Annotated in this window: 15 protein-coding genes and 1 tRNA gene; 10 read left to right on the plus strand and 6 right to left on the minus strand. The window is 45.4% G+C overall.

The window, feature by feature from the left end; genetic code table 11:
• Nucleotides 1-126: 126 nt before the first annotated feature.
• Nucleotides 127-3,021, plus strand: coding sequence for a M16 family metallopeptidase (locus BQ8005_RS04295; RefSeq protein WP_394334113.1), 2,895 nt, complete (start codon nucleotides 127-129; stop codon nucleotides 3,019-3,021).
• A 233-nt stretch (nucleotides 3,022-3,254) separates the two neighbouring features.
• Here the strand turns inward: BQ8005_RS04295 and BQ8005_RS04300 are convergent, their stop codons facing one another.
• Nucleotides 3,255-3,866, minus strand: a complete 612-nt coding sequence (locus BQ8005_RS04300) for a trimeric intracellular cation channel family protein (protein WP_021847732.1) — start codon at nucleotides 3,864-3,866, stop codon at nucleotides 3,255-3,257.
• A gap of 81 nt (nucleotides 3,867-3,947) precedes the next feature.
• Here BQ8005_RS04300 and BQ8005_RS04305 point away from each other — a divergent pair, with 81 nt between their 5' ends.
• The 4 genes from BQ8005_RS04305 (at nucleotide 3,948) to BQ8005_RS04320 (ending at nucleotide 10,081) form a co-directional block, all read left to right on the plus strand.
• Nucleotides 3,948-5,033, plus strand: a complete 1,086-nt coding sequence (locus BQ8005_RS04305) for a UDP-N-acetyl glucosamine 2-epimerase (RefSeq protein ID WP_021847733.1) — start codon at nucleotides 3,948-3,950, stop codon at nucleotides 5,031-5,033.
• Between the two features lie 158 nt (nucleotides 5,034-5,191).
• Entirely contained in the window at nucleotides 5,192-7,780 is a 2,589-nt protein-coding gene (locus tag BQ8005_RS04310) for a DUF5686 and carboxypeptidase-like regulatory domain-containing protein (RefSeq protein WP_075318930.1), read from the plus strand.
• 14 nt (nucleotides 7,781-7,794) lie between these two features.
• A complete protein-coding gene (locus BQ8005_RS04315) occupies nucleotides 7,795-9,063 on the plus strand; it encodes a replication-associated recombination protein A (RefSeq protein WP_021847735.1) in 1,269 nt (422 codons plus the stop codon).
• A 61-nt stretch (nucleotides 9,064-9,124) separates the two neighbouring features.
• Complete coding sequence (locus tag BQ8005_RS04320) at nucleotides 9,125-10,081, plus strand: D-2-hydroxyacid dehydrogenase (RefSeq protein ID WP_075317180.1); 957 nt, start codon at nucleotides 9,125-9,127, stop codon at nucleotides 10,079-10,081.
• Nucleotides 10,082-10,162: 81 nt separating this feature from the next.
• Here the strand turns inward: BQ8005_RS04320 and BQ8005_RS17625 are convergent, their stop codons facing one another.
• The 4 genes from BQ8005_RS17625 to ettA all read right to left on the minus strand — a co-directional run bounded on the left by BQ8005_RS17625 (nucleotide 10,163) and on the right by ettA (nucleotide 17,980).
• Nucleotides 10,163-11,863, minus strand: a complete 1,701-nt coding sequence (locus BQ8005_RS17625; protein ID WP_234983995.1) for a DNA/RNA non-specific endonuclease — start codon at nucleotides 11,861-11,863, stop codon at nucleotides 10,163-10,165.
• Nucleotides 11,864-11,941: 78 nt separating this feature from the next.
• The gene (locus tag BQ8005_RS04330; RefSeq protein WP_075317181.1) at nucleotides 11,942-13,270 is read right to left on the minus strand and encodes a hypothetical protein; all 1,329 of its coding nucleotides are present in this window, start codon (nucleotides 13,268-13,270) and stop codon (nucleotides 11,942-11,944) included.
• Nucleotides 13,271-13,297: 27 nt separating this feature from the next.
• Nucleotides 13,298-16,024, minus strand: a complete 2,727-nt coding sequence (locus BQ8005_RS04335; RefSeq protein WP_075317182.1) for a TonB-dependent receptor — start codon at nucleotides 16,022-16,024, stop codon at nucleotides 13,298-13,300.
• Nucleotides 16,025-16,282: 258 nt separating this feature from the next.
• Nucleotides 16,283-17,980: an energy-dependent translational throttle protein EttA gene (ettA, locus tag BQ8005_RS04345; RefSeq protein ID WP_075317184.1), complete on the minus strand. Its 1,698-nt coding sequence runs from the start codon at nucleotides 17,978-17,980 to the stop codon at nucleotides 16,283-16,285.
• 165 nt (nucleotides 17,981-18,145) lie between these two features.
• On the opposite strand from ettA, the gene BQ8005_RS04350 reads away from it, so the two are divergent.
• Together BQ8005_RS04350 and BQ8005_RS04355 are read left to right on the plus strand one after the other, a co-directional pair.
• Nucleotides 18,146-18,218: transfer RNA gene (locus BQ8005_RS04350), tRNA-Lys, on the plus strand.
• A gap of 215 nt (nucleotides 18,219-18,433) precedes the next feature.
• On the plus strand, nucleotides 18,434-19,609 hold the full coding sequence (locus tag BQ8005_RS04355; protein ID WP_075318934.1) for a site-specific integrase: 1,176 nt from the start codon (nucleotides 18,434-18,436) through the stop codon (nucleotides 19,607-19,609).
• 302 nt (nucleotides 19,610-19,911) lie between these two features.
• Here the strand turns inward: BQ8005_RS04355 and BQ8005_RS04360 are convergent, their stop codons facing one another.
• Nucleotides 19,912-20,103: a putative DNA binding domain-containing protein gene (locus BQ8005_RS04360; RefSeq protein WP_050505491.1), complete on the minus strand. Its 192-nt coding sequence runs from the start codon at nucleotides 20,101-20,103 to the stop codon at nucleotides 19,912-19,914.
• Nucleotides 20,104-20,422: 319 nt separating this feature from the next.
• On the opposite strand from BQ8005_RS04360, the gene BQ8005_RS04365 reads away from it, so the two are divergent.
• From BQ8005_RS04365 to BQ8005_RS04375, 3 genes are all read left to right on the plus strand, one after another.
• Entirely contained in the window at nucleotides 20,423-21,715 is a 1,293-nt protein-coding gene (locus BQ8005_RS04365; RefSeq protein ID WP_032953485.1) for an AAA family ATPase, read from the plus strand.
• Nucleotides 21,715-22,323, plus strand: coding sequence for a hypothetical protein (locus BQ8005_RS04370; RefSeq protein ID WP_032953486.1), 609 nt, complete (start codon nucleotides 21,715-21,717; stop codon nucleotides 22,321-22,323). Before BQ8005_RS04365 ends, BQ8005_RS04370 begins: the two co-directional genes overlap by 1 nt.
• A gap of 259 nt (nucleotides 22,324-22,582) precedes the next feature.
• Nucleotides 22,583-22,807 carry a DUF2188 domain-containing protein gene (locus BQ8005_RS04375; RefSeq protein ID WP_227195500.1) on the plus strand — a complete coding sequence of 75 codons (225 nt, stop codon included), beginning with the start codon at nucleotides 22,583-22,585 and terminating at the stop codon, nucleotides 22,805-22,807.
• The last annotated feature ends 4 nt before the right edge of the window (nucleotides 22,808-22,811 follow it).

The raw sequence follows: 22,811 nt of genomic DNA on the forward strand, positions 1-22,811 counted from the left end.
AAACCTCTTTAGAAATACGATAATTTCGGAAGTAAAAAGACAAATAAATGTGATTTTTTTATAGTTTTGTAGACTGATTAACCAACAAAAACACATCAATCGAAAAAATGTAAAGTTATGAGAGTCATGAAACTGAAAATGCTACTATGTCTGGCCATTGCCGTCATAGCCATGCCAGCCTTTAGTCAGGGGCTGAAAGCATTCAAACTGAAAAATGGTCTTTCCGTATATATATGGGAAGACGCATCCAAGTCGGACGTGTTCGGACTGGTTGGTGTACGCGCCGGCTCCATCAACGAGCCGGAAGAATACACCGGACTTGCCCATTACCTGGAGCACGTCATGTTCAAGGGAACAGACAATATCGGTGCCCTCAACTGGACGGAAGAAGAGCCTATCTACAAGGAAATCATCGCCAAGTATGACCAGCGGGCTGCCGAGACCGATCCGGTAAAGAAAGATGCCCTGAACCAGGAAATCAACGAACTCACTCTGAAGGCTGGCAAGATCAGCCTGCCAACCGAATATTCCAGTCTGATGGAAAGTATCGGTGCCAAAGGCGTGAATGCAGCAACAAGCTACGACTATACGTTCTACCACAGCTCCTTCCCAGCCTATCAGATAAACAAGTGGCTCGAAATCTCTTCACAACGCTTCATCCATCCCGTGTTCCGTTCTTTCCAACCCGAACTGGAGAACGTGTACGAAGAGTACAACCGCGCACAGGACAATCCCAATCAGGCTGTCAGCAGCTTTTTCATGAGAAAGGCATTCGAAGGACACCCTTATTCGCGCGACATCATCGGCCTGCCCGAGCATCTGAAGAACCCGCAGCTGAGCAAGCTTATCGAATTCTATGACACCTGGTACGTACCCGAAAACATGGTGCTCGTGCTGGTAGGTAACATTAACGCCCAGCAGGTAGCCGGCCGCATCGCCGGCACCTTTGGCCGTCTGGCCAAAAAGCCGATGCCCGTACGCAAAACCTACACGGACATGAACATCCAGGGACGCAAACAATACACTGAAAAGGTGGGCTACTATCCGCAGGTAGCCATGGTGTTCAACGGTGTACCGGCCGGACATCCCGACGAAGATGCACTGGACATCGCCCTCTCTCTGCTGAGCAACGGCAGCCAAACAGGCGCATTGGATAAACTGGTATTGGACGGCGAACTAACCAGTGCCGGAGCTTACGCACAGACTTTCCGTGAACAAGGACGCTCGGTTGTAGTGAGCATACCGCTTTACGATGAAAACCAACGCCGCTTCGAATCGAACAAAAGCGCCGAGAAAAAAGCTCTGGAAGCTATCGAGAAGATAGCCAACGGTGAGTTCGAAGATTGGAAAATCAATGCCATCAAGGCGGAAATGTGCCGCCAGTTCGACCTGGCCATGGAGAAGAACGAACAGAAAGCCATGATCCTGATGAATGCTTTCTATAATGAACAGGATCTGGGCGAAATATTAAACTACAAGGACAAGATCATGGCTGTAACAAACGACGACGTAAAGCGCGTAGCCAAACAATATCTGTCCAAAAACTACCTGGCCCTCTACATCGAACAGGGTAAGGCCAAGAAGGGTGAGAAAATAGCCAAGCCCAACTACAAGCCCGTGGAACCGCCCGTAGGCCAGCAGTCGCTCTACGCCCTGCAATTCAAGAGCCTGCCCATCGGTCATGTAGCTGAAAACCTGATTGACTTTAGCGACGTACAGGTGAAACAACTGAACGACCGTTCCAAGATGTACTACACGCCAAACAAGGAAAACAACATCTTCCAGCTCGTCCTGCAGTACGGAGCCGGAACCGAAGAATTCCCCAAACTCGACGTAGCCGCCAGCCTGATGAACAACGCCGGCGTGATGGGACTCTACGAACCGCAGCAGCTGAAGGAGGAACTCAGCAAACTGAATGCTACCTGCTACGTATCGGCCAGCTCCAACTACCTGACCATCGTCATGGAAGGATTTGAAGAAACCTTGCCCCAGGCCTGCCAGCTCCTCTCCCGCCAGATTCTGATGCCCAAACTGGACGACAAACAGCTGGCACAACTGAAAGGTAACATCCTGAGTACACGTCAGCAACGCAAGGAAAACGTCAGCACGCTGAACGAGGCTTTGCGCCAGTATCTGCTCTACGGTGACAAGTCGGACTACATCGACGAACTGACGGACAAAGAAGTGCTCGAACTGCAGATCTCCGAACTGACGGGTGACATCAACCGCGCATCCAATTTCGAATCGAAAATCTTCTATACCGGTACCCTGCCCTTCGACAACGTCTACAGCATCCTGAGCCAGAACCTCCCGCTCGTAGCCAATGAGCGCCCGTCTGAATCGCCGCGCGTGAAACCGATGCAGGCTGTAAATGAAAATACCATCTACTTCCTGCCCAACAATGACGCAGAACAGGCACAGATCCACTTCTACCTGCCGATGCAAACAGCCGACAAGAAGGATGACGTGCTGCGCGATGCCTTCAACCAATACTTCGGTCTGGACTTCACCGGACTGGTATTGAACGAAATCCGCGAGAAGCGTTCCATGGCCTATACGGCTTACGCCTACGCAGCCACACAAGGCATTGCCGGCAAAGCCAGCTACCTGTACGGCAGCATCGGTACGCAGAACGACAAGGCTAACGACGCCATCGACGTGTTCATGGGCCTCATCAACGACATGCCGAAGAATGCCGACCGCATCGACAACATCAAGAGTTATCTGCGCCAGTCGGCCCTGACCAACCATCCTGACTTCCGCAGCAAGGCGATGTATCTGGTGAACCTCGGTTACCAAGGCTATACCGAAGACCCTGCCAAAGAACAGTTGCCGCAAATCGATGCACTGACCTTCGACGACATCGTGAAGTTCTACGAAACGAACATCAAAGGCAAACCCTACGCCATCGCCATCATGGGTAACCCCAAGATGATAGACCTGAAGAAGCTAGAGAAATACGGAAAAGTAGTCAAACTGAACGACAACAAACTGTTCAACACGAAAGATACGCTGTTCTAACCAAAACGACCCGTATTATGCCCCACTGAGAAAGCACTGCATGGCACCGTCACGAAGTGCTTCCTCAGGGGGTAACAAAGCACTGCATGAGAGGGTGACGAAGCACTTCGTCAGACCCTCAGAAAGCACTTCATCAGAACAGAAAGAAAAACAGATACGGACGATGTGAAAACTGAGCATCACATCGTCCGTATCTGTTTTTTCTACTTATAACCTTCTAACTAGTCCGCCTTTTAAGCGTGTCCCGACAAGGTCGGCAGGCATATCTTATACTTCACTGCCAGAATACGTGTCAGAAAGACCACCACTCCACAAGCTATCTGGCAGATGTAGTCGTCCATCTGTGCCAACGCACACACCCAGTAGACCAATCCGCCGACCACACAAGCCATCGCATAGATTTCTTTACGGAATATCAGCGGAATCTCATTAATAAACACATCGCGAATAACACCGCCGGCCGCACCCGTCATGCTACCCATGATGATAGCCACCCAAAAAGGATAGCCCAAGGACAGACTCTTCCCTACACCTACGACCGTGAACAGAGCCAGACCGATGGTATCGAAAAAGAAAAACGTATTGTTCAGGTGAATGAGATGCTTGCCAAACATGGTCACAAAAACCAACGCAAGTCCTGTACATATAAGATAAATAGGATCGGTCATCCAGCCCGGAGTCACGTCAAGCAACAAATCGCGCAACGTACCGCCACCCACGGCCGTAGCAAAACCAACCACGTATGCGCCAAACCAATCAAACCGTTTGGCCGATGCCAGACGAATGCCACTGATCGCAAAAGCAAACGTCCCCACAAAATCGAGTATCTGAACAAATGTAGGCATATAGATGAAATTTCCTGCAAAGTAACGAATAAAATTCCATTAGAAAACGTACTTTTGTGAAAGATTTAAAAGGTTCGACTCATGAAAATAACGATTGTAGCGGGCGCACGCCCCAATTTTATGAAAATAGCCCCCCTGTGCCGTGCCATCGATGCCGCACGCGAAGCCGGTCAGGACATCAGTTACCGCGTAGTATATACCGGCCCGGAGAACGATCCGGCACTGGAAGCCTCCCTCTTCTCCGACCTCGCCATGAAGAAGCCCGACTCCTATCTGGGTGTCACTGGCAACGACCATTCGCAAGTGACGGCCGACATCATGCTGGCCTTTGAAAAAGAGTTGAACGCCCACCCGGCACAGACAGTGCTGGTAGTGGACGATATGACCGCCACCATGAGCTGCGCCATTGTAGCCAAGAAGCGCGGACTGAAGGTGGCACATGTCATTGCAGGTACCCGTTCGTTCGACATGAACATGCCGCGTGAAGTGAACCGCACCATCGTCGACGCCATCTCCGACTACCTGTTTGCAGCCAGCATGGCCGCCAACCGCAACCTGAACCAGGAAGGCATGATACCGGAGTACATCCACTACGTTGGCAATATCCTGATGGACACTATCCGCTACAACCGCCACCGCCTGCTCCAGCCCTTGTGGTTCTCTACGCTCGGTCTGAAGAAAGGCTGCTACCTGCTGCTCACTCTGAACCGACACGAGCTGCTGCAACAGCGCCAGGTCCTCCAGTCCCTGCTACAAACAATTCTCGACAGAGCCGGCGGGGTTCCCGTCGTAGCCCCCCTGCACCCATACGTACAGCAAGCCATTCAAGCCACTGGCATCAGTGCCCCCAACCTGCACATCCTGCCGCCGCAAAGCTATCTGCACTTCGGATTCCTCATCAACCAGGCACAGGGCATTGTGACCGACTCGGGCAACATCGCCGAAGAAGCCACCTTCCTCGACGTACCCTGCATCACGCTGAATACGTATGCCGAACACCCTGAAACTTGGCGTATCGGAACCAACGAACTGGTAGGTGAAAACACGTTTGCCCTTTCGGCCTCACTGGAAAAAATGCTAAAAGGTGACTGGAAGCACAGTACCCTACCCGAACGTTGGGACGGCCGTACGGCAGAACGTATCGTACAAGTCCTGCTTACAAAATAACAGACTATACCTGTCCGGAATTGAGGACTAAGAAGAGGATGAAAACTAAATAATAGTTTTCAATTTTTCCATATTTTTAGTTCTCAATTCCCAAATAATCAAAATTTGCTTCTTATTTGCTTGCAAATTACTAACTTTGCAGTTCGATTATGATAGATATGAAGCAATTATATACAACTCTCATTCTTCTGACAGTGCTCCTTTTCGTTCATTCAGCCGGAGCATCCGCCCAAATCAGAGGTACCGTTACAGACTCAATCACCAACGAACCCTTGTTGTATGTCACTGTCCAGTACGAAGGCAAAGGCGTGGGAGCCATTACCAACGGAGACGGAGAATACAAGGTAGAGACCCGCAAGGGATGGGACGAACTGACTTTCTCTACAATCGGTTACGTCACCAAGAAAGTCAAGATCAAACCCGGACAGAAAGTACTGAATGTCAAAATGTCGCCCGACGACATCATGTTGTCCGAAGTAGTAGTCAAACCCAAAAGAGAGAAATACTCCCGTAAGAACAATCCGGCTGTGGACTTTATGCGTAAAGTCATCGAACACAAGAAACAGCTGAAACTGGAAGAAAACGACTTCTACCAATACCAGAAGTACGAAAAGATGAAGATGTCGCTAAACGACGTCACCCCCGAAAAGATGGAAAAAGGACTGTACAAGAAATTCTCCTTTTTCAAGGATCAGGTAGAAACATCGCCTAAAACCGGCAAGCAGATATTGCCCATCTCCATCAAGGAGACAGCTTCGCGAACCATCTACCGCAAGGATCCACGCAGCGAGAAAACCATCATCGAAGGTATGAACTCGACGGGTATTGAAGAATTCTTCAGTACGGGCGACATGCTGGGTACGATCCTGAACGATGTTTTCTCGGACGTCAACATCTACGACGACGACATCCGCCTGCTGCAACGCCGCTTCGTAAGCCCCATCGGGCGAGGAGCCATCTCGTTCTACAGATATTACCTGATGGATACACTCATGGTAGATCAGCATGAATGTGTACACTTGACGTTCGTCCCCAACAATTCGCAGGACTTCGGCTTTACAGGCCATTTGTATGTAGTGAAAGACTCGACCTATGCCGTAAAAAAATGTACCATGAACCTGCCTAAAAAAACAGGTGTAAACTTCGTTGAAAGTCTGGACATCGTACAACAGTTCGAACAGCTGCCCGACAGCAACTGGGTACTGACCGACGACGATATGACCGTAGAACTGGCCTTGATGAAAGGTGTTCAGGGACTGGAAGTGCAACGCACGACCAAATATTCGAAATACAACTTTGACGAAATAGAACCCCGCCTCTTCCGCCTGAAAGGAAAAGTCATCAAGGAAGCCAACATGCTGGCCAAGAGCGACGAATATTGGGCTGAAGTACGTCAGGTCCCCCTCACCAAGAAAGAGAGTACCATGGACCTCTTCATGAACCGTATCGAACAGATACCGGGATTCAAAATCATCATCTTCGGCGCCAAGGCACTGATCGAGAACTTCGTGGAAACCGGTAGTAAAGACCATCCCAGTAAGTTCGACTTCGGCCCCATCAACACCATCATCACCAGCAACTACGTGAACGGAGCCCGTTTCCGTCTCAGTGGTATGACAACCGGTAATCTGCATCCCCACTGGAACTTCAGCGGATATGGTGCGTATGGTACACGTGACAAGAAGTGGTTCTACTCCGGCCAGGTGGCTTATTCGTTCAACAAACGCGAATATGTGTTGTGGGAGTTTCCTAAACACTATCTGTCTTTCAAATACACCTACGATGTCATGTCGCCTATGGACAAATACCTGGAGACAGACAAGGATAACATGTTCGTAGGCTGGAAATGGACAACCGTCGACCAGATGTCCTATATCCGTGACGCTACCCTCAACTACGAATTGGAAACAAATTCCGGTTTTTCCGTCAAAGCCATGCTGCGCCACCGCAACGACCAGCCGGCCGGCATCCTGCAATACTGGCGCAACGACGGTGAAACTCCCGGTGTATTGGGCGAAAACAATACGCTGGTCCATGATATCACCACTACCGAACTGGGTGTAACCCTGCGTTATGCCCCGGGCGAAACATTTGTCAATACCAAGCAGCGTCGTGTACCCGTATCGCTGGATGCTCCTCAGTTCACCCTCTCGCACACAATCGGCTTCAAAGGCATATTGGGAGGTGAATACAACTTCAACCTCACGGAGATAGGACTGCGCAAGCGTTTCTGGTTCGGTTCCTGGGGAAAGATAGATATCACAGCCCGTGCGGGTGCCCAGTGGAACAAGGTACCATTTCCGTTCCTGAACCTGCCCATGGCCAACCTGTCATACATCACCCAGCACAACGAATCATTCTCGCTCATCAACAATATGGAGTTCCTGAACGACCGTTACGGTTCGCTGGCCCTGAGTTACGACATGAACGGCAAGCTCTTCAACCGCATCCCCTTGCTGAAGAAACTGAAATGGCGTGAGATGTTCCGCATCCGTGGCTTGTGGGGTACACTGACCGATAAGAACAATCCGTACAAAAGCAACGATCCCGACCTCTTCCTCTTCCCGACCCGCAACGGTATGCCTACCAGCTACGTCATGGGAAAGACGCCCTACGTGGAGGCCAGTGTAGGTATCTATAATATCTTCAAGTTGCTGCACATCGAATACGTGCGGCGTCTCACCTACACCGACATTCCCGGCGTGAAGAAAGACGGTATCCGCTTCATGATCATGATGATATTTTAATCTATAGAACAAACGTGCAACCACTGGCAGAAAGGCTTCGGCCCAAGACATTAGACGAATACATCGGCCAGAAACATCTGGTCGGACCGGGAGCAGTGCTCCGCAAGATGATCGATGCAGGACGCATCTCCTCCTTCATCCTGTGGGGACCTCCGGGAGTGGGTAAAACGACGCTGGCACAAATCATTGCCAACAAGCTGGAAACCCCGTTCTATACGCTGAGCGCCGTGACCAGCGGTGTGAAAGACGTGCGCGACGTGATCGACCGTGCCAAGAACAACCGGTTCTTTTCCCAGGCCAACCCCATCCTTTTCATTGACGAAATCCACCGTTTCAGCAAGTCGCAGCAGGACTCGCTGCTGGGTGCTGTCGAACAGGGCATCGTGACACTGATCGGCGCCACCACAGAAAATCCCTCGTTCGAAGTCATCCGCCCTTTGCTGTCGCGCTGCCAGATTTATGTATTGAAGTCTCTCGAAAAGGAAGACCTGCTGGAACTGCTTCAGCGGGCACTGACAACCGACCATATCCTGCGTGAACGTCACATCGAGCTGAAGGAAACTACCGCCATGTTGCGCTACAGCGGAGGAGACGCCCGTAAGTTGCTCAACATATTGGAACTGGTTGTCGAGTCGGAGACAGACGACACAGTCGTCATCACCGACGACATGGTGACCGAACGCCTGCAACAAAACCCGCTGGCTTACGACAAGGACGGCGAGATGCACTACGACATCATCTCCGCCTTTATCAAATCCATCCGTGGCAGCGACCCCGACGGAGCCATCTACTGGCTGGCCCGCATGGTGGAAGGCGGCGAAGACCCCGCTTTCATTGCTCGCCGCCTGGTCATCTCCGCTTCGGAAGACATCGGACTGGCCAACCCCAACGCCCTGCTCTTGGCCAACGCCTGCTTCGACGCCGTGATGAAGGTAGGATGGCCCGAAGGCCGTATTCCCTTGGCCGAAACCACCATTTATCTTGCCACCAGCCCCAAGAGCAACTCAGCCTACATGGCCATCAACGACGCCCTGGAGCTGGTTCGACAGACCGGCAACCTGCCTGTTCCCCTTCATCTGCGCAATGCCCCCACCAAACTGATGAAGCAGTTGGGCTATGGCGAAGACTACAAGTACGCCCACGACTATCCGGGCCACTTCGTCCGCCAGCAGTTCCTGCCCGACGAACTGAAAGACCACAGCATCTGGCATCCACAGGAGAATGCAGCGGAAGCCAAACATAAGGAACGGATGCAGGCGCTTTGGGGAAAAGAACGCTTTTAATTATTAAGTATAAAGCTGAAAGATTTTATTGAATACCTATGTTAAATATAAAAAATATCATATGAAAATTGTAGCACTCGACGGCTATGCCGCCAATCCCGGAGATCTCTCCTGGGATGAAATGAAAACCTTGGGCGAATGCACTGTCTACGACCGCACTGCTCCCTCGGAACTATTGGAACGTGCCAAAGAGGCCGACATACTCCTGACGAATAAAGTCGTCATAACAGGTGAACACATGGCTGCCCTGCCCCGGTTGAAATACATCGGTGTCATGGCTACCGGATACAACATCGTTGATACGGCAGCTGCCAAAGAACGCGGCATCATCGTCACCAACATTCCCGCTTACAGCACCGACTCTGTCGCTCAAATGGTCTTTGCCCATCTGTTGAATATCGCCCAACAGGTACAACATCACTCGGAAGAAGTGCACAAAGGCCGCTGGACCAATAGTCCCGACTTCTGTTTCTGGGACACACCGCTCATCGAACTGGCCGGCAAAAAGATAGGTCTTGTCGGCTTAGGCAACACCGGCATGCGGACCGCCCGCATTGCCATCAGCTTTGGTATGGAAGTTCATGCCTTTACCTCCAAATCACACTTCCAATTGCCACCCGAAATCAAGAAGATGGAATTGGATGAACTGTTTGCCGAATGTGACATCGTCAGCCTGCACTGTCCTCTCACCGAGCAGACCCGTGAAATGGTCAATGTCCGCCGCCTCAGCCTGATGAAACCCAATGCGATCCTCATCAATACGGGTCGCGGTCCGCTAATCAACGAGCAAGATCTGGCCGACGCACTGAACAGCGGACGTATCTATGCTGCTGGAGTGGATGTCCTTTCACAAGAACCTCCTCGTGCCTACAATCCGCTGCTCACCGCTCGCAACTGTTATATCACCCCGCACATTGCCTGGGCAAGTACAGCTGCCCGCCAACGCCTGATGCAAATTGCGCTGGACAATCTGAAAGCTTATCAGGCAGGCAATCCCATTAATGTAGTAAACAAATAAGCAATTGTATAAAATAATAATCCCTGGCATCCTTTCTTATTCAAGAATGCCAGGGTATTTCAATAAATACAATTGTTTCTATTACCAAGCCCAGTCTGCTTCCTTCCATATACTTTCGACAACATTCTCCACATTGTCAGGTAGGTTACAGAAGAAATCAAGACCTGTATTCTTTTCCAAATCGTCGATGCTAAGGGCATATCCCTTCATAACATCCGAAGGAGCAAAGTTATTATATTCATAACCATAGTCATCACGGTGTTCCATCCAAAAACCTACAGCATGGTATTCACCTCCTTTTTCACTAAGAATGGCCATAAAATAGTATTTTGGACAAGCCAATCCTTTTTTAGTAAAGCCATTGGCATCGGTCTGAGGGAGCACACCATCATTTCCCCTGCGTGTACCCGTAAAGTTCACAAGCAGTTGATCCACTGTCCCCCCTTTCACTACATAAACCTTATCGTATTCTCCCGAACGTGCCCATTTCTGCACAAGAATCTCGAATGAAGCCCAAAATCCGCCATTAAACGAACTCATCTGTGGACTCATATTACTATAAAAGAAAGTCTGCTCATTAGCTTCCTTCGAATATACACGATCTTCAGATGCACACAAATGTCCTTTGTCGAACCCGTCACTTTTGTGGTTGCTTTCTTCGGGACACCAGCCTCCTGGCAGTTCCAAGTCTGTGGCCCATGCATCCGAACGGCTCACATTCTTCTGTGAAGTCGTTTCATCAAAGCTGAAAGCAACCCACGCTGTATGTTTCTTGCTCTCTACCCATTCATAAGCATAATTCAAGATCCTCTTGCCTCCATAAGTTACCGTATGCTCCACATAATAGTTCTCAGGATTCAAATAGGGCATGGAATAATCTGTCACAAACGATTTTCCTTCTATCGGATCATTAGCATTGGCATTTTGAATCTCTTCCTGAATATCTAATTTATATTCGACACCGACTTTATCCATATCCACAAAAGCAATCCTTAATCTCAGGAAAGTACGGGAAGTTGGAAGAGTATAAGATACCCAATATACAGCTCCATCCTTCAACTCAGCTTTAGAATCCCAACCAGACATACTCTCCCATGCAGGCATAGCCGATAAACTGCTAACTCCTTCACAAACAGCAAATGAATAATTTTCACCAGAAAGAAAATTGTCCATCTTTATAATTGGAGACGAAATGGTTTGAATACTCAACTGAGACACATCTGACGTAAACAAAAAAGCAGAGCTCCCTTCCAACGTCTGTTCAATATCCTCAGCTCCCAGTCTCTCAATAACATCTGAAACTTTATACTCTACTCCAACTTCATCTCCAGAAATATAAGCAATCCGAAGTTTCAAATAACGATACTCCGCATCAGTTGTATAACGTATCCAACACGTCGTACCCTCTACGATCGATAATGTATTTTTCCAATCATGCATCGTATCATAATTAGGCATATCCACCAATTTCCGGGCAGCTGACGAGGCAAATACACATGAAGTTCCTTGCAAACTCTTATCCTTTATACCGATTGCAACAGGAAAACCTTCCGGTTGTAAAGCTCCTCCATCAGTTGCCTCGGTCTCATAACCTTTCATTACATAAGTCAAGGAACCCTCTTCCGTCAGTTCAATCTCAGGTTTTACCGGCTGTTCTGGATCTTCAGGCTGTTCCGGCTCAGGAACTTCTGGTTCTGGAAGAATACTCCCACTATCATCTCTACCACATGAAACGACAGTCAAACATACAAACAGAAACAGTATTTTCCAATATTTTTTCATAAGCATAATTCAAATTAAAGCCAAGAAAGGGTGACGAGTTACGTCACCCTTTCTTCTCAGATTAAAACAATCGCAATTTTATTGAGCAACTACAGTACCTGTCCATACATACTTAGCTGTTTCATCATCATATGTAAAAGACATCGCATAATCACCAGCACCGCGGCCTTGATATACAGTATAAACCACAATATAACTCAAGCCTGAATTAGGAACTTCTACGCGTCTTGGCAAAACAATCTCGGCAATACCAAATGCCAAACGCTCATCCATAATAGCTTGTAATTGTTCATCAGTTAAACCGTCATATTCACCACCAACATTATAATACTTTCTCCAAGTATTATACGCATTGTTAATGTTAGGATAATATGTAGAAACACCAAAATAGTATTCCTCTGTATCATACTGTGTACTCTTATATTCCGGCTTATTCTCTAATGACCACTGAAGCAAAGCTTCATAATCACCCTGTTCGAAGTTCAAGGTCAAACTACCGCCAACCAAACGATCCAATACCCAAACAGAACCGTCAAAGGTCATTTCTGCAATCTTTGTTTCAACAGTTACAACATCTTCATACGGATTATAAGGCGCCCAAATTGTTCCATTAAATTTATAGAAAGCATCTTTATCTGACGTACCTCCACTATAAAATTTATATGTAACTTTGCATGTTGTTCCTTCAGCTGCCCAATACGGGAAATTCTCTTTCAAGAATATCGGAAGATAAAAGTCAACATCCATATTCGCATCAAAATTGTCATACTTTCCAGGTTGTCCACTTTCTGTTCCCATACTGTCATAATCTTCCTTAGCCAAGGTGTATTCCTTATCAGCTACAAACGAAGCAATTTCAACAGATTCCCAACCATTCTCTACGCGTTTATAAGATTTCGTTTGATTAGTTGTACTGCCAGAATAATATTTATACGTAACAGAAATAGTTTTCCCAACAGTCATATCAGCATATTTCCCATCCAAAAACGCACGAAGATAAGCATCAACATCCATTCCCGAATCAAAATTATTATACTTTCCGGGTTCACCGTCTCCAGTTCCCATACTATCATAATCATCGTTTGTCAACGTATAATTCACGTCAGCACTTTCAAAACCAGGAGTAACAGTACCACAAAGCACTGATATTTTAGCAGCAGAGCCTTTGTCTGAACTGTAAAACAATTCTGACAGCATGGTATTCAAAGCAGAAGTTAACTCAGCTTTACCTGCATCATCAGTCAGAAAATAGCCATCTGACGGATAGGTACCAGTAAACTCTCCTTCATATTGAGTAACATTTCCGATAGGATTATCATCAAATCCCTCAAAGTTATCTTCATTATAGTCGCAACCTGTAAAAAATAACAGAGAAGCACACAATGTATATAATAAATTCTTTTTCATATTTCAACTATTAAACGTTTAATACGATTAGAAAGCAACTTTCAATCTCAAAGAATAGGTTCTGCCAAATGCATAAAAGACTTCATATGCATTTTCCCATTTACCAGTACCACCATCAGTAGCGTCAACAATATAACGCTGATTGAACACATTTTCCACGTTACCATATAAAGTAGCCTTACATTTACCCAAGGGGAAAGTGTAACTTGCGTTCAAATCCAATTGTCCACCTGACGGTATTTCCCACGGCTGATTTACTGTAACATTGCCACTTGGAGACAACATACTTCCATCCAAATCATAATCAGAATAGTTCTTTGCAAACCATGTATAAGTCAAACCACCACGAAACCCAGAGAAATGAACTTGGGCTCCCAATGCTGCAGTCAACTGAGCAGAACCACCGACCTTTACACCTTTTAAGTTTACAGTAGACTTAGCATGATCTTCAGCCTGAATACCTGAAGCTAAATCACCTTGAAGGTTCTTCAACGGTTGTCCCAAGCTATTATAATAGTAACCGGTAGAATTACTATCCCATTGCCAATCACCCAAAGAGAACATTCCATTGATATCCAACCAGCGAGTAGGATTTGCAGTCAAGTCAAGTTCTACACCCATATGACGTGCATCCACACCCTGCATATTAATACTATAACGATCCACAACTTCATTGTTCTTCACAATATCACCACCTTTGGTCATTGTCTTATCCATCCAACGTGTGTAATAAGCATTCAAATTCACTGCCATAAAACGAGAACGATAACCATAACCAAGTTCTGCCGAGAAGATCTTTTCATTTACAGCATCCGGGTTTGTTGCATTACTTGTTGCTGCCGAAAGGAAAGCTCCATAAGAGAAATAAGGAGCACGACTAATATAACCAATATTTGCAAATACATTATGATTGTCGGTTATGTTAAAATTGGCACCACCCTTAGCTGTGTAACCAAGGAAGTTCACCTTTTCAGACTTGGCATGAGCTGCATCATAATAGAAACGGTCATAACGCCAATATGTTGTATTTGAAAGAGAACCGGCAACAAAGGCACTTAGTTTGTCGCGGTTGTATTCAGCCTGCGCAAAAGCACCTTCTGACACCGTATATCCATCATAATCGCGATAAACAACATCACCGACCGTCAGCTTCTGATGAACGAAATTAGGATCTGAAGCAGCAGCATTATTCGCAACCTTCACACTCTCACGAGAGTCTACATCCATAAAGAACTTACCACCAAACAAATCGCTGATTTCGTTTGTGTGAGTACCTTTATAGTAACGGAAGTCAACTCCACCATAAAAATCAACATATTCACCAAATTTAGTTGTATATGTAGAAACTAAGCCATACCAATTATGATAATTCTTAGAGATAGACATCGCATACAATGAACCATTCATGCTTTGTTCATTCAATTCTTCCATCTGATCGTACGCAAACGTGCCATCCGCATTACGGAATTTGGTAGACAAAATACCTTTATTGGCGGCGTACCAATCTGAACGACTTGCACCAAGCTCTGTATTAGCTTGACCACTCGTACCGTAACCACGGCCAATAGACACATAAGCTACAGTACTCAAAGAAGACTTATGGTCAATCTGCCATTGGTGATTTAATGAAATCTGAGGTTTATTATATTTGTTTTGGTTCTGATTAAAAGCTACTCCATTTTTTCTATATCCAAAAGAAGGGTTGTATTGATAAATATCTTCAGGATCTTCAACATATTGTTTCACTTGCTGCCAACCACTAATAGTCAAACCATTCGCATTGTTTCGCTGATTATGCCATTGTGGAGCTCCAAAAGCTGTCAAACTCAACTGATGATTTTCATTGAAACGTTTGGTCAAATTAACGAACCAGTTATAAGCTTCAAAATCGGTGCTCTGAACATATCCGTCACCCCAAGTCTTGGCACCCAGCAAAGTCAAAGCCCAGCCCGATTTACTCATACCCGTAGAAAGAGAGAACAACATCTTATTGTAACCGTTATTACCCATCGCGTATGAAACCGTACCACCTTTTTCAGCATCAGCACCTTTTGTTACAATATTAATAGAACCACCGACAGAAGGAGCAGAAACTTTAGAAGCACCTAAACCACGCTGAGTCTGCGTACTACGAGTCACATCAGACAAACCAGCCCAGTTAGACCAATATAAACCACCCCATTCCATATCATTCATGGGAACACCATTAATAAGCACGGCAACGTTCTCGCTCTTGAAACCACGCATTCTTAATTCTGAGTCACCAAAAGCACCTCCTTTTTTTGTAGCATAGACACCCGGTGTCGTTTTCAATATTTCCGGAAACTCTTGTGTACCTAAACGTTCTTCGATAAAGGCTGGAGTCACCGTCGACACAGCTACTGGAGTCTTGCGGGCAATAGCTACAGATGAAGTGATAACCACATCGTTTAGCATCACAGCATCCGGCTCCATCTTGATAACGCCCAAATCTACAGAAGCACCCTTACGAGTAACTTTCTGTTTCAGGTCCTTGTAACCCACATACTTGAAAACCAAAGTCGCATTGGGAGCAACCGCTTGCTTGAAATAACCGTCAATGTCGGTCACTGAACCTTGCGTGGTACCTTCTACCATAACGGCAGCACCAACCAACGGCTCGCCTGTCTCAGAGTCTACAAGCTGACCTTTCACTGTAGTGGTCTGAGCAAAAGCAGACATACTGCACACAGACATTACTGCAATCAACAGGAAATGAATTAGATTTCTTTTCATAATTCCGTTTTTAGTTAATAGATCATGTTAATTAAACATTAATTTATGTTTCTTCCTGCAAATATAATGAATATAATCCATATAAATATTACATCTACACTACATTTTTTCAAGAAGAGAAAGACTTTTTTAAAGAAACATGGCTACAAACATCTACAACTAAAAACGAAACGGCACGAACCCCCAAATAGAAAATCTATTTATCAGGGCTTCGTGCCATTCAAATTCGAATATAATACTGCAAACAGACGATTATAATCAGTCTTCCATCAGCTTACGATAGCGCACGCGCTTAGGTTCTTCCTTACCAAGGCGCTTCTGCTTATTCTCCTCGTACTCCGAATAGGAACCTTCGAAGAAGAACACATTCGAATCGCCTTCAAAGGCCAGGATATGCGTACAGATACGGTCGAGGAACCAACGGTCGTGACTGATGACCACGGCACAGCCGGCAAAGTCCTCCAAACCTTCTTCGAGCGCACGAAGGGTGTTGACATCGATATCATTGGTGGGCTCGTCGAGAAGCAACACATTACCTTCTTCCTTCAGTGCCATAGCCAGATGCAGACGGTTACGTTCACCACCAGAGAGCACACCACAAAGCTTTTCCTGATCGGCTCCCGAGAAGTTGAAACGAGAGAGGTAGGCACGGGCATTGATATCGCGACCACCCATGCGGATCAGCTCGTTACCACCCGAAATAACCTGATAAACACTCTTGTTGGGATCGATATCCTTGTGCTGCTGATCCACGTAGGCTACCTTCACGGTCTCGCCTACCTCGAATTCGCCCTTGTCTGGCTTCTCCAATCCCATGATAAGGCGGAAGAGCGTAGTCTTACCTGCACCGTTCGGACCTATGATACCCACAATGCCATTAGGTGGAAGCATGAAGTTGAGATCGTCGAAGAGCAGTTTATCGCCAAAGGCCTTGGCCACGTGCTTGGCCTCAATAACCTTATTACCCAGTCGCGGACCGTTTGGGATGAAGATTTCCAGCTTTTCTTCCTTCTCCTTCACATCCTCGTTCAGCAATTTATCGTAAGAATTCAAACGGGCTTTACCCTTAGCCTGACGGGCCTTGGGCGCCATACGCACCCATTCCAACTCGCGCTCCAGCGTCTTGCGGCGCTTGCTGGCCGTCTTCTCTTCCATTTCCATGCGTTTGGTTTTCTGTTCCAACCAGCTGGAGTAGTTGCCCTTCCAAGGAATACCTTCACCACGGTCGAGTTCCAAAATCCATCCGGCCACGTGGTCGAGGAAGTAGCGGTCGTGCGTCACGGCAATCACCGTACCCTCGTACTGCTGCAAGTGTTGCTCCAGCCAGTCGATAGACTCGGCATCGAGGTGGTTGGTCGGCTCGTCCAGCAACAGGATGTCCGGCTTCTGCAGAAGCAGACGGCAGAGAGCCACACGACGACGTTCGCCTCCTGACAGATGTTCCACCGACTGGTCTTCGGGCGGGCAGCGCAAGGCGTCCATGGCACGCTCCAGCTTGCTGTCCAAGTTCCACGCATCTGTCGCATCGATGATATCCTGCAGTTCCGCCTGGCGAGCAAAGAGCTTGTCCATCTTCTCCTGATCCTCGTAATACTCGGGCAAGCCGAACTTCTGGTTGATTTCCTCATACTCTGTCAGCGCATCAACAATGGGCTGAACACCTTCCATCACCACTTCCTTCACAGTTTTGGCAGGATCCAAATAGGGCTCCTGTGCCAGATACCCGACGGAATATCCGGGTGAGAACACCACTTCGCCCTGATAGGATTTATCCAACCCGGCGATAATCTTCAGCAAGGTAGATTTACCCGAACCGTTCAGACCGATAATACCTATCTTCGCTCCATAAAAAAACGAAAGATAAATGTTCTTCAGCACCTGCTTGTTGTTCTGCTGAATAGTCTTGTTCAGACCTACCATTGAAAAAATAATCTTCTTATCGTCAACTGTTGCCATAGAATGATATGTATATATTAAATAAGTATAACTATCCAAGCTACTCCGCTCCATAATAGGCAACGGAAGAAAACTCCTGTGCAAAGATAAGAAAAAAAGAGAAAAAAACTTTGTTTCTTCAAAAAAACTCCCTATCTTTGCACCCGCTTAACAGCAATAAGGTTTGATTCGCTAGCTCAGCAGGTAGAGCACAACACTTTTAATGTTGGGGTCTTGGGTTCGAGCCCCAAGCGGATCACTGAAAGAAGGGACTTGAAAAAGTCCCTTTCTTTTTCCAAACTCCTCATCGCCTTTGACTATCAAAGGGTTAGAAATCAGAATCAGGTTTTTCACTTAGAGTGTGGCACCAATAAAAAAAAGAGAAAAGGTGACACCGTTGGACATAAAAAGCCACTTTAGGACGGTTTTTGTGTTACAGCAGTTGTGTTACACTTCTCACAAATGTGTTACACTATGAACAATAGAGTTCGAACAGTTTTCAACAGACGAAAACAAGCAAGTGATACCACTTGTGCAGCCGTAGAAATCGTTGTCTGTCTGGGTCGTGAACGTTTCTACTTTTCAATCGGTATCTTTCTGAATGCCACTCAATGGCTGGATGGTAAGGTAATCAACCATCCCAAGGCAGCCATTTTCAACGAACAGATTCAAAAGAAGGTAACGGAGTTTGAACGTATCATCATTGCTATGGAAGTAAATGGTGACGATATGACCACCCAACAATTCAAAACCTATCTGTCATCAGATGGCAGCAACCGACGCAACTTCATGGCATGGATGCGCGAACGTATTCAATCCCGCAAAATGAGAGAAGGAACGCGCAAGGGACATTTGACCACTTATAAAGCCCTTCAGCGTTTCGGCAAATTCAAGACATTCGATGATGTAACCCTTACTCACATCTATGAATTTGATATGTTCATTCGTGAAGAAGAGACTTACACATCTACAGGCAAGCTCATTGAACGTAGTCAGGCAGCCATCCACAATTATCACAAACGATTCAAGAGTTACGTCAGCGAAGCCTTCCGTTTGGGGCTTATCAAAGAGAATCCATACAACCGCTTCCAAGACAAACGTGGTGAGAAGGGCAAACGCCCACATCTCACCAAAGACCAGATAAAACGGTTGATTGCCATTCGTGAAGAGTCTGCAGACAGAGTAGCCAATAAATACCTTGACTTCTTCCTCTTCCAAATTTTTACGGGCATGGCGTATAGCGATGCCAAGTCGTTCGACTATACCCAGCACATCATCACGGTAGATGGGCATGCTTACATTGATGGGCATCGAATGAAAACAGGAGAGGAATTCATCACCCCAATCCTTCCCTATACCCAAAAGATTTTGGAACGGAACGACTACAAACTTCACATCACTTCCAACCAAAAGTACAACCAATTCCTGAAAGGTGTCGGTTTGGCTCTCGGTTGCAGTTTTCTTTTGACCACCCATGTGGCCCGCCACACCTTTGCCTGTACCATCAGTTTAGGCGAAGGAATCCCTAAGGAAGTTTTGCAGGTAATGATGGGACATTCTTCCATCAGAACAACCGAACTCTATGCCAAGCTTCCCATGGAGTTCGTCACCCGTAATCTTGACAAAAAGCTTTTCCATATTTGGGGATAACACTTCCTATTAAGCGTAAGAAAAGCCGCATTGCACCACCTGAAACGAGAGGTCAATGCGGTATCTCTTTTTCCATCCCATTTCTACGTTCGGGCTTGCCCGTTATCCACACAAAAACATAGTTGGGTAGCCTAATTCCCCGAAGTGATAAATCACACGGGTGGAGTGTACACTGGAATCAGCAAGCTGAGTAGAGGATTATGTAGACAAACCATCTATAAACATCGAAAAGAAGGTCATAAAAAAGGTCATCACTGTGACCTTTTTTTGTGACCTTTTTTAATCTTGCTTATTTTCAGCAATCACTCATTACCATTTACAATTTTCCAATGTCCACCTTTGGCAGCACCCTCACGTTGTATAAGTCCTAATTTCTTTAAGCGATCAAGATTATACTTGATACCATCCTCTGTTGAATTATCTATATGTAAGGCCAAATCTTTACGAGATGCAGCAGGATTTATCGCCAAGTAAGCCAAAATATCTTTCTGCATCTTGGAAAGTTTCTGGGTAGTTTTCTGGGTAGTGTCTAAGTTGGTGTCTGAGTTAGTGCCTAAGTTGGTGACTAAGTTAGCAGATGCATTAGGTCGTTTGAATGTAATCTAAACAAGTAAACCATCCGTTCTATATTCAAGTTCTGAAATCTTTTCATGTAAAATCGATGTGTGTTATTACGCAAAGAAATGTTTCTTGAAAAAGGCAGATATTTTGTGATTAGCTCTAAATAAAATAAAAAACGAAAAGAAATTTACCATATTATTTGTTGTGTTGAAAAATATATCTATCTTTGCACAAACTTAAAATAAGTGAAGCATGAAACTCAATAAAATAAAAATTTCGGGTATTTTCAATCTGAAGGATGTCGAAATATCTTTGGATGATTTAAGTGCATTGATTGCGCCTAACAATTATGGCAAAAGTAATGTGCTTCGTGCCATTGATTTCGGTGTCTTTTTTATGGAGGCTTCTTTAAAGAGAAAGTTATCATTGATGCGCAATCGTTCTCTCATACCCATTAATACAGCTTTGGAAGGTACTCCGTTTTCTTTTGAATTGGAAGGAGAATTTTCTAATGGAGAGAAAACATTCAGCTTTGTTTACGGCTATTCTTTTGAGTGGTGGAAGACCTCAAAAGATGATGGCGCCAGAATTATAGGTGAATACTTAAGAATGAAATCAGATGATGACTTGAAGTTCAGAAGTTATATCAATCGTGAAGATACGAATGTTGCTTATTATTTGGCTTCACCAACTGGCCGTTGTTCCAAACAACTTCTTGTCGATAACAATATATTGGCATTAAATAAATTGGCTAATTTTGATGACCTTTTCTATATTGACTCTATTCGTCAATTGAACAGATTGGATGTTCGGGAAATAGGCACTTTGCAACATCCGGATAGCTTGTTTAACATGATAGCACCGGACGATGATGTGAATGAGTTAAGTTTGGATTATCCTCGTGAGTCCAAAGTTGGCTATTATCTAAATAGTTTGAAAAAACTTGCTCCCAATAAATACGAATTACTGAAAGATGTAGTAACGGGACTATTGGTAACAATTGAGGATTTTGAACCTGTACAAATAGATTTACGTAAAGATGTAGAAGAGGAGGAAACGAAAGATTTGCCTTTCCGTTTACCGGAAACCTTTTACGATGTTCGTGTAAAGGAAAGATACAATAACCAATATACTTCCATCAGTCGCATTTCTTCAGGGTCAAAGAAAATATTCTTTATCCTAACTTTGGTGATAGCTGCGGAAATAAATAAGATTCCATTGCTTTTGTTGGAAGAGTTGGAGAATTCCGTACATCCAAGACTATTGCAGAACCTGTTAACGGCAATTGTGCAATTAGCGGGCGATACCAAAGTGCTGATTACAAGCCATTCACCTTATTTGATTAAGTATTTGGAGCCGACTAAGATGAAATTTGGTATTCCTACCGAATTGGGGGTTGCCGATTTTCGAAGCCTCAAACCCAATAAGGTAGCCAAGGTATTGAAGAATGCATCAGCGGAAGAAGTCTCTGTGGGTGAATATATGTTTGAGATGTTACTTGACATGGATTGTAACGATGAGTTGATTAACGAATATTTCAAGTAATGGGAAAAGGACAATCAAAATCACATATAGTTATATTCGTCGAAGGAGACACGGACCAGATATTCTTCGAAGGCCTGTTGGAATACTATCGGAATCATTCTTCTACTCCCGTTCATTCATGTGAAGTGAAGAATTTAAAAGGTGTGTCCCGATATACAAGCAAGGTTATAGGCAAGCTTAAAAATGAGATTTGTCCTAAGGCTCGCAAGAAAGGTATGGAAGTGAAAGCAGTTTGTTGCAGCTACGACACCGATGTCTTTGAATTTGCAGAACGCCCCATCGTTGATTGGAAGAAGGTGGAACGTGAAGTAAAAGCATTGAAGATACAGAACTTCTGCCAGATTAAAGTGGAACGTATGATAGAGGACTGGATTTTGGATGACATAGCAGGACTTTCCAGATATTTGAAACTGAATGAAGTTCCAAAGTTATCAGGTGATAATGCCTTTAACAAAATCCAAACTCTGTTCAAACGGGCTAACAAAGTTTACTTGAAAGGCATAAGTATAAAAGGATTTGTTGGAGAAATGGATTTTACACCAATCCGCAAATGCCGCAAATCAGCATTGAGTGAACTTGAAACATTGTTGAACGTAAATATAGATTAGGCCGATGAAATAGTAGTACTGTGACTATAAAAAAGAAGGAGAAAGCACCGCCAAGTAACCTCTCCTTCCAGAAAATTTAATATGGTTGTAATATTTTCCGACAGAATAGTCACCTGTCGTTCTTACAAATACGCTGCAAAGGTAAGGCTTTTATTTGGTTTTTACAAATTTCAGCCTCCTTTGTTGCCTATCTACAACCCTCCGGCAAGTTCTTGTCGCCGTATTTCATTAACAATTTATTAATGCTAAAAGTTTTCTTATGATAAAGAAAAATCAGCATGTTGTCCCCGTTGGTACTAAATGGGGAGTGAAAGGGGAGGGTAATTCTCGATATACAAAGGTTACCGATACTCAGAGAGAAGCTATGGTTGTAGCCCGTACGATTGCACGGAATATGCAATCAGAGTTAGTAATTCATGGAAAAGATGGTCGTATTCGCCAAAAGGATTCTTATGGCAATGATCCGTTTCCACCAAGAGGGTAAATAT

It is taken from the genome of Bacteroides togonis (assembly GCF_900130135.1).
Classification (GTDB): domain Bacteria; phylum Bacteroidota; class Bacteroidia; order Bacteroidales; family Bacteroidaceae; genus Bacteroides; species Bacteroides pullorum.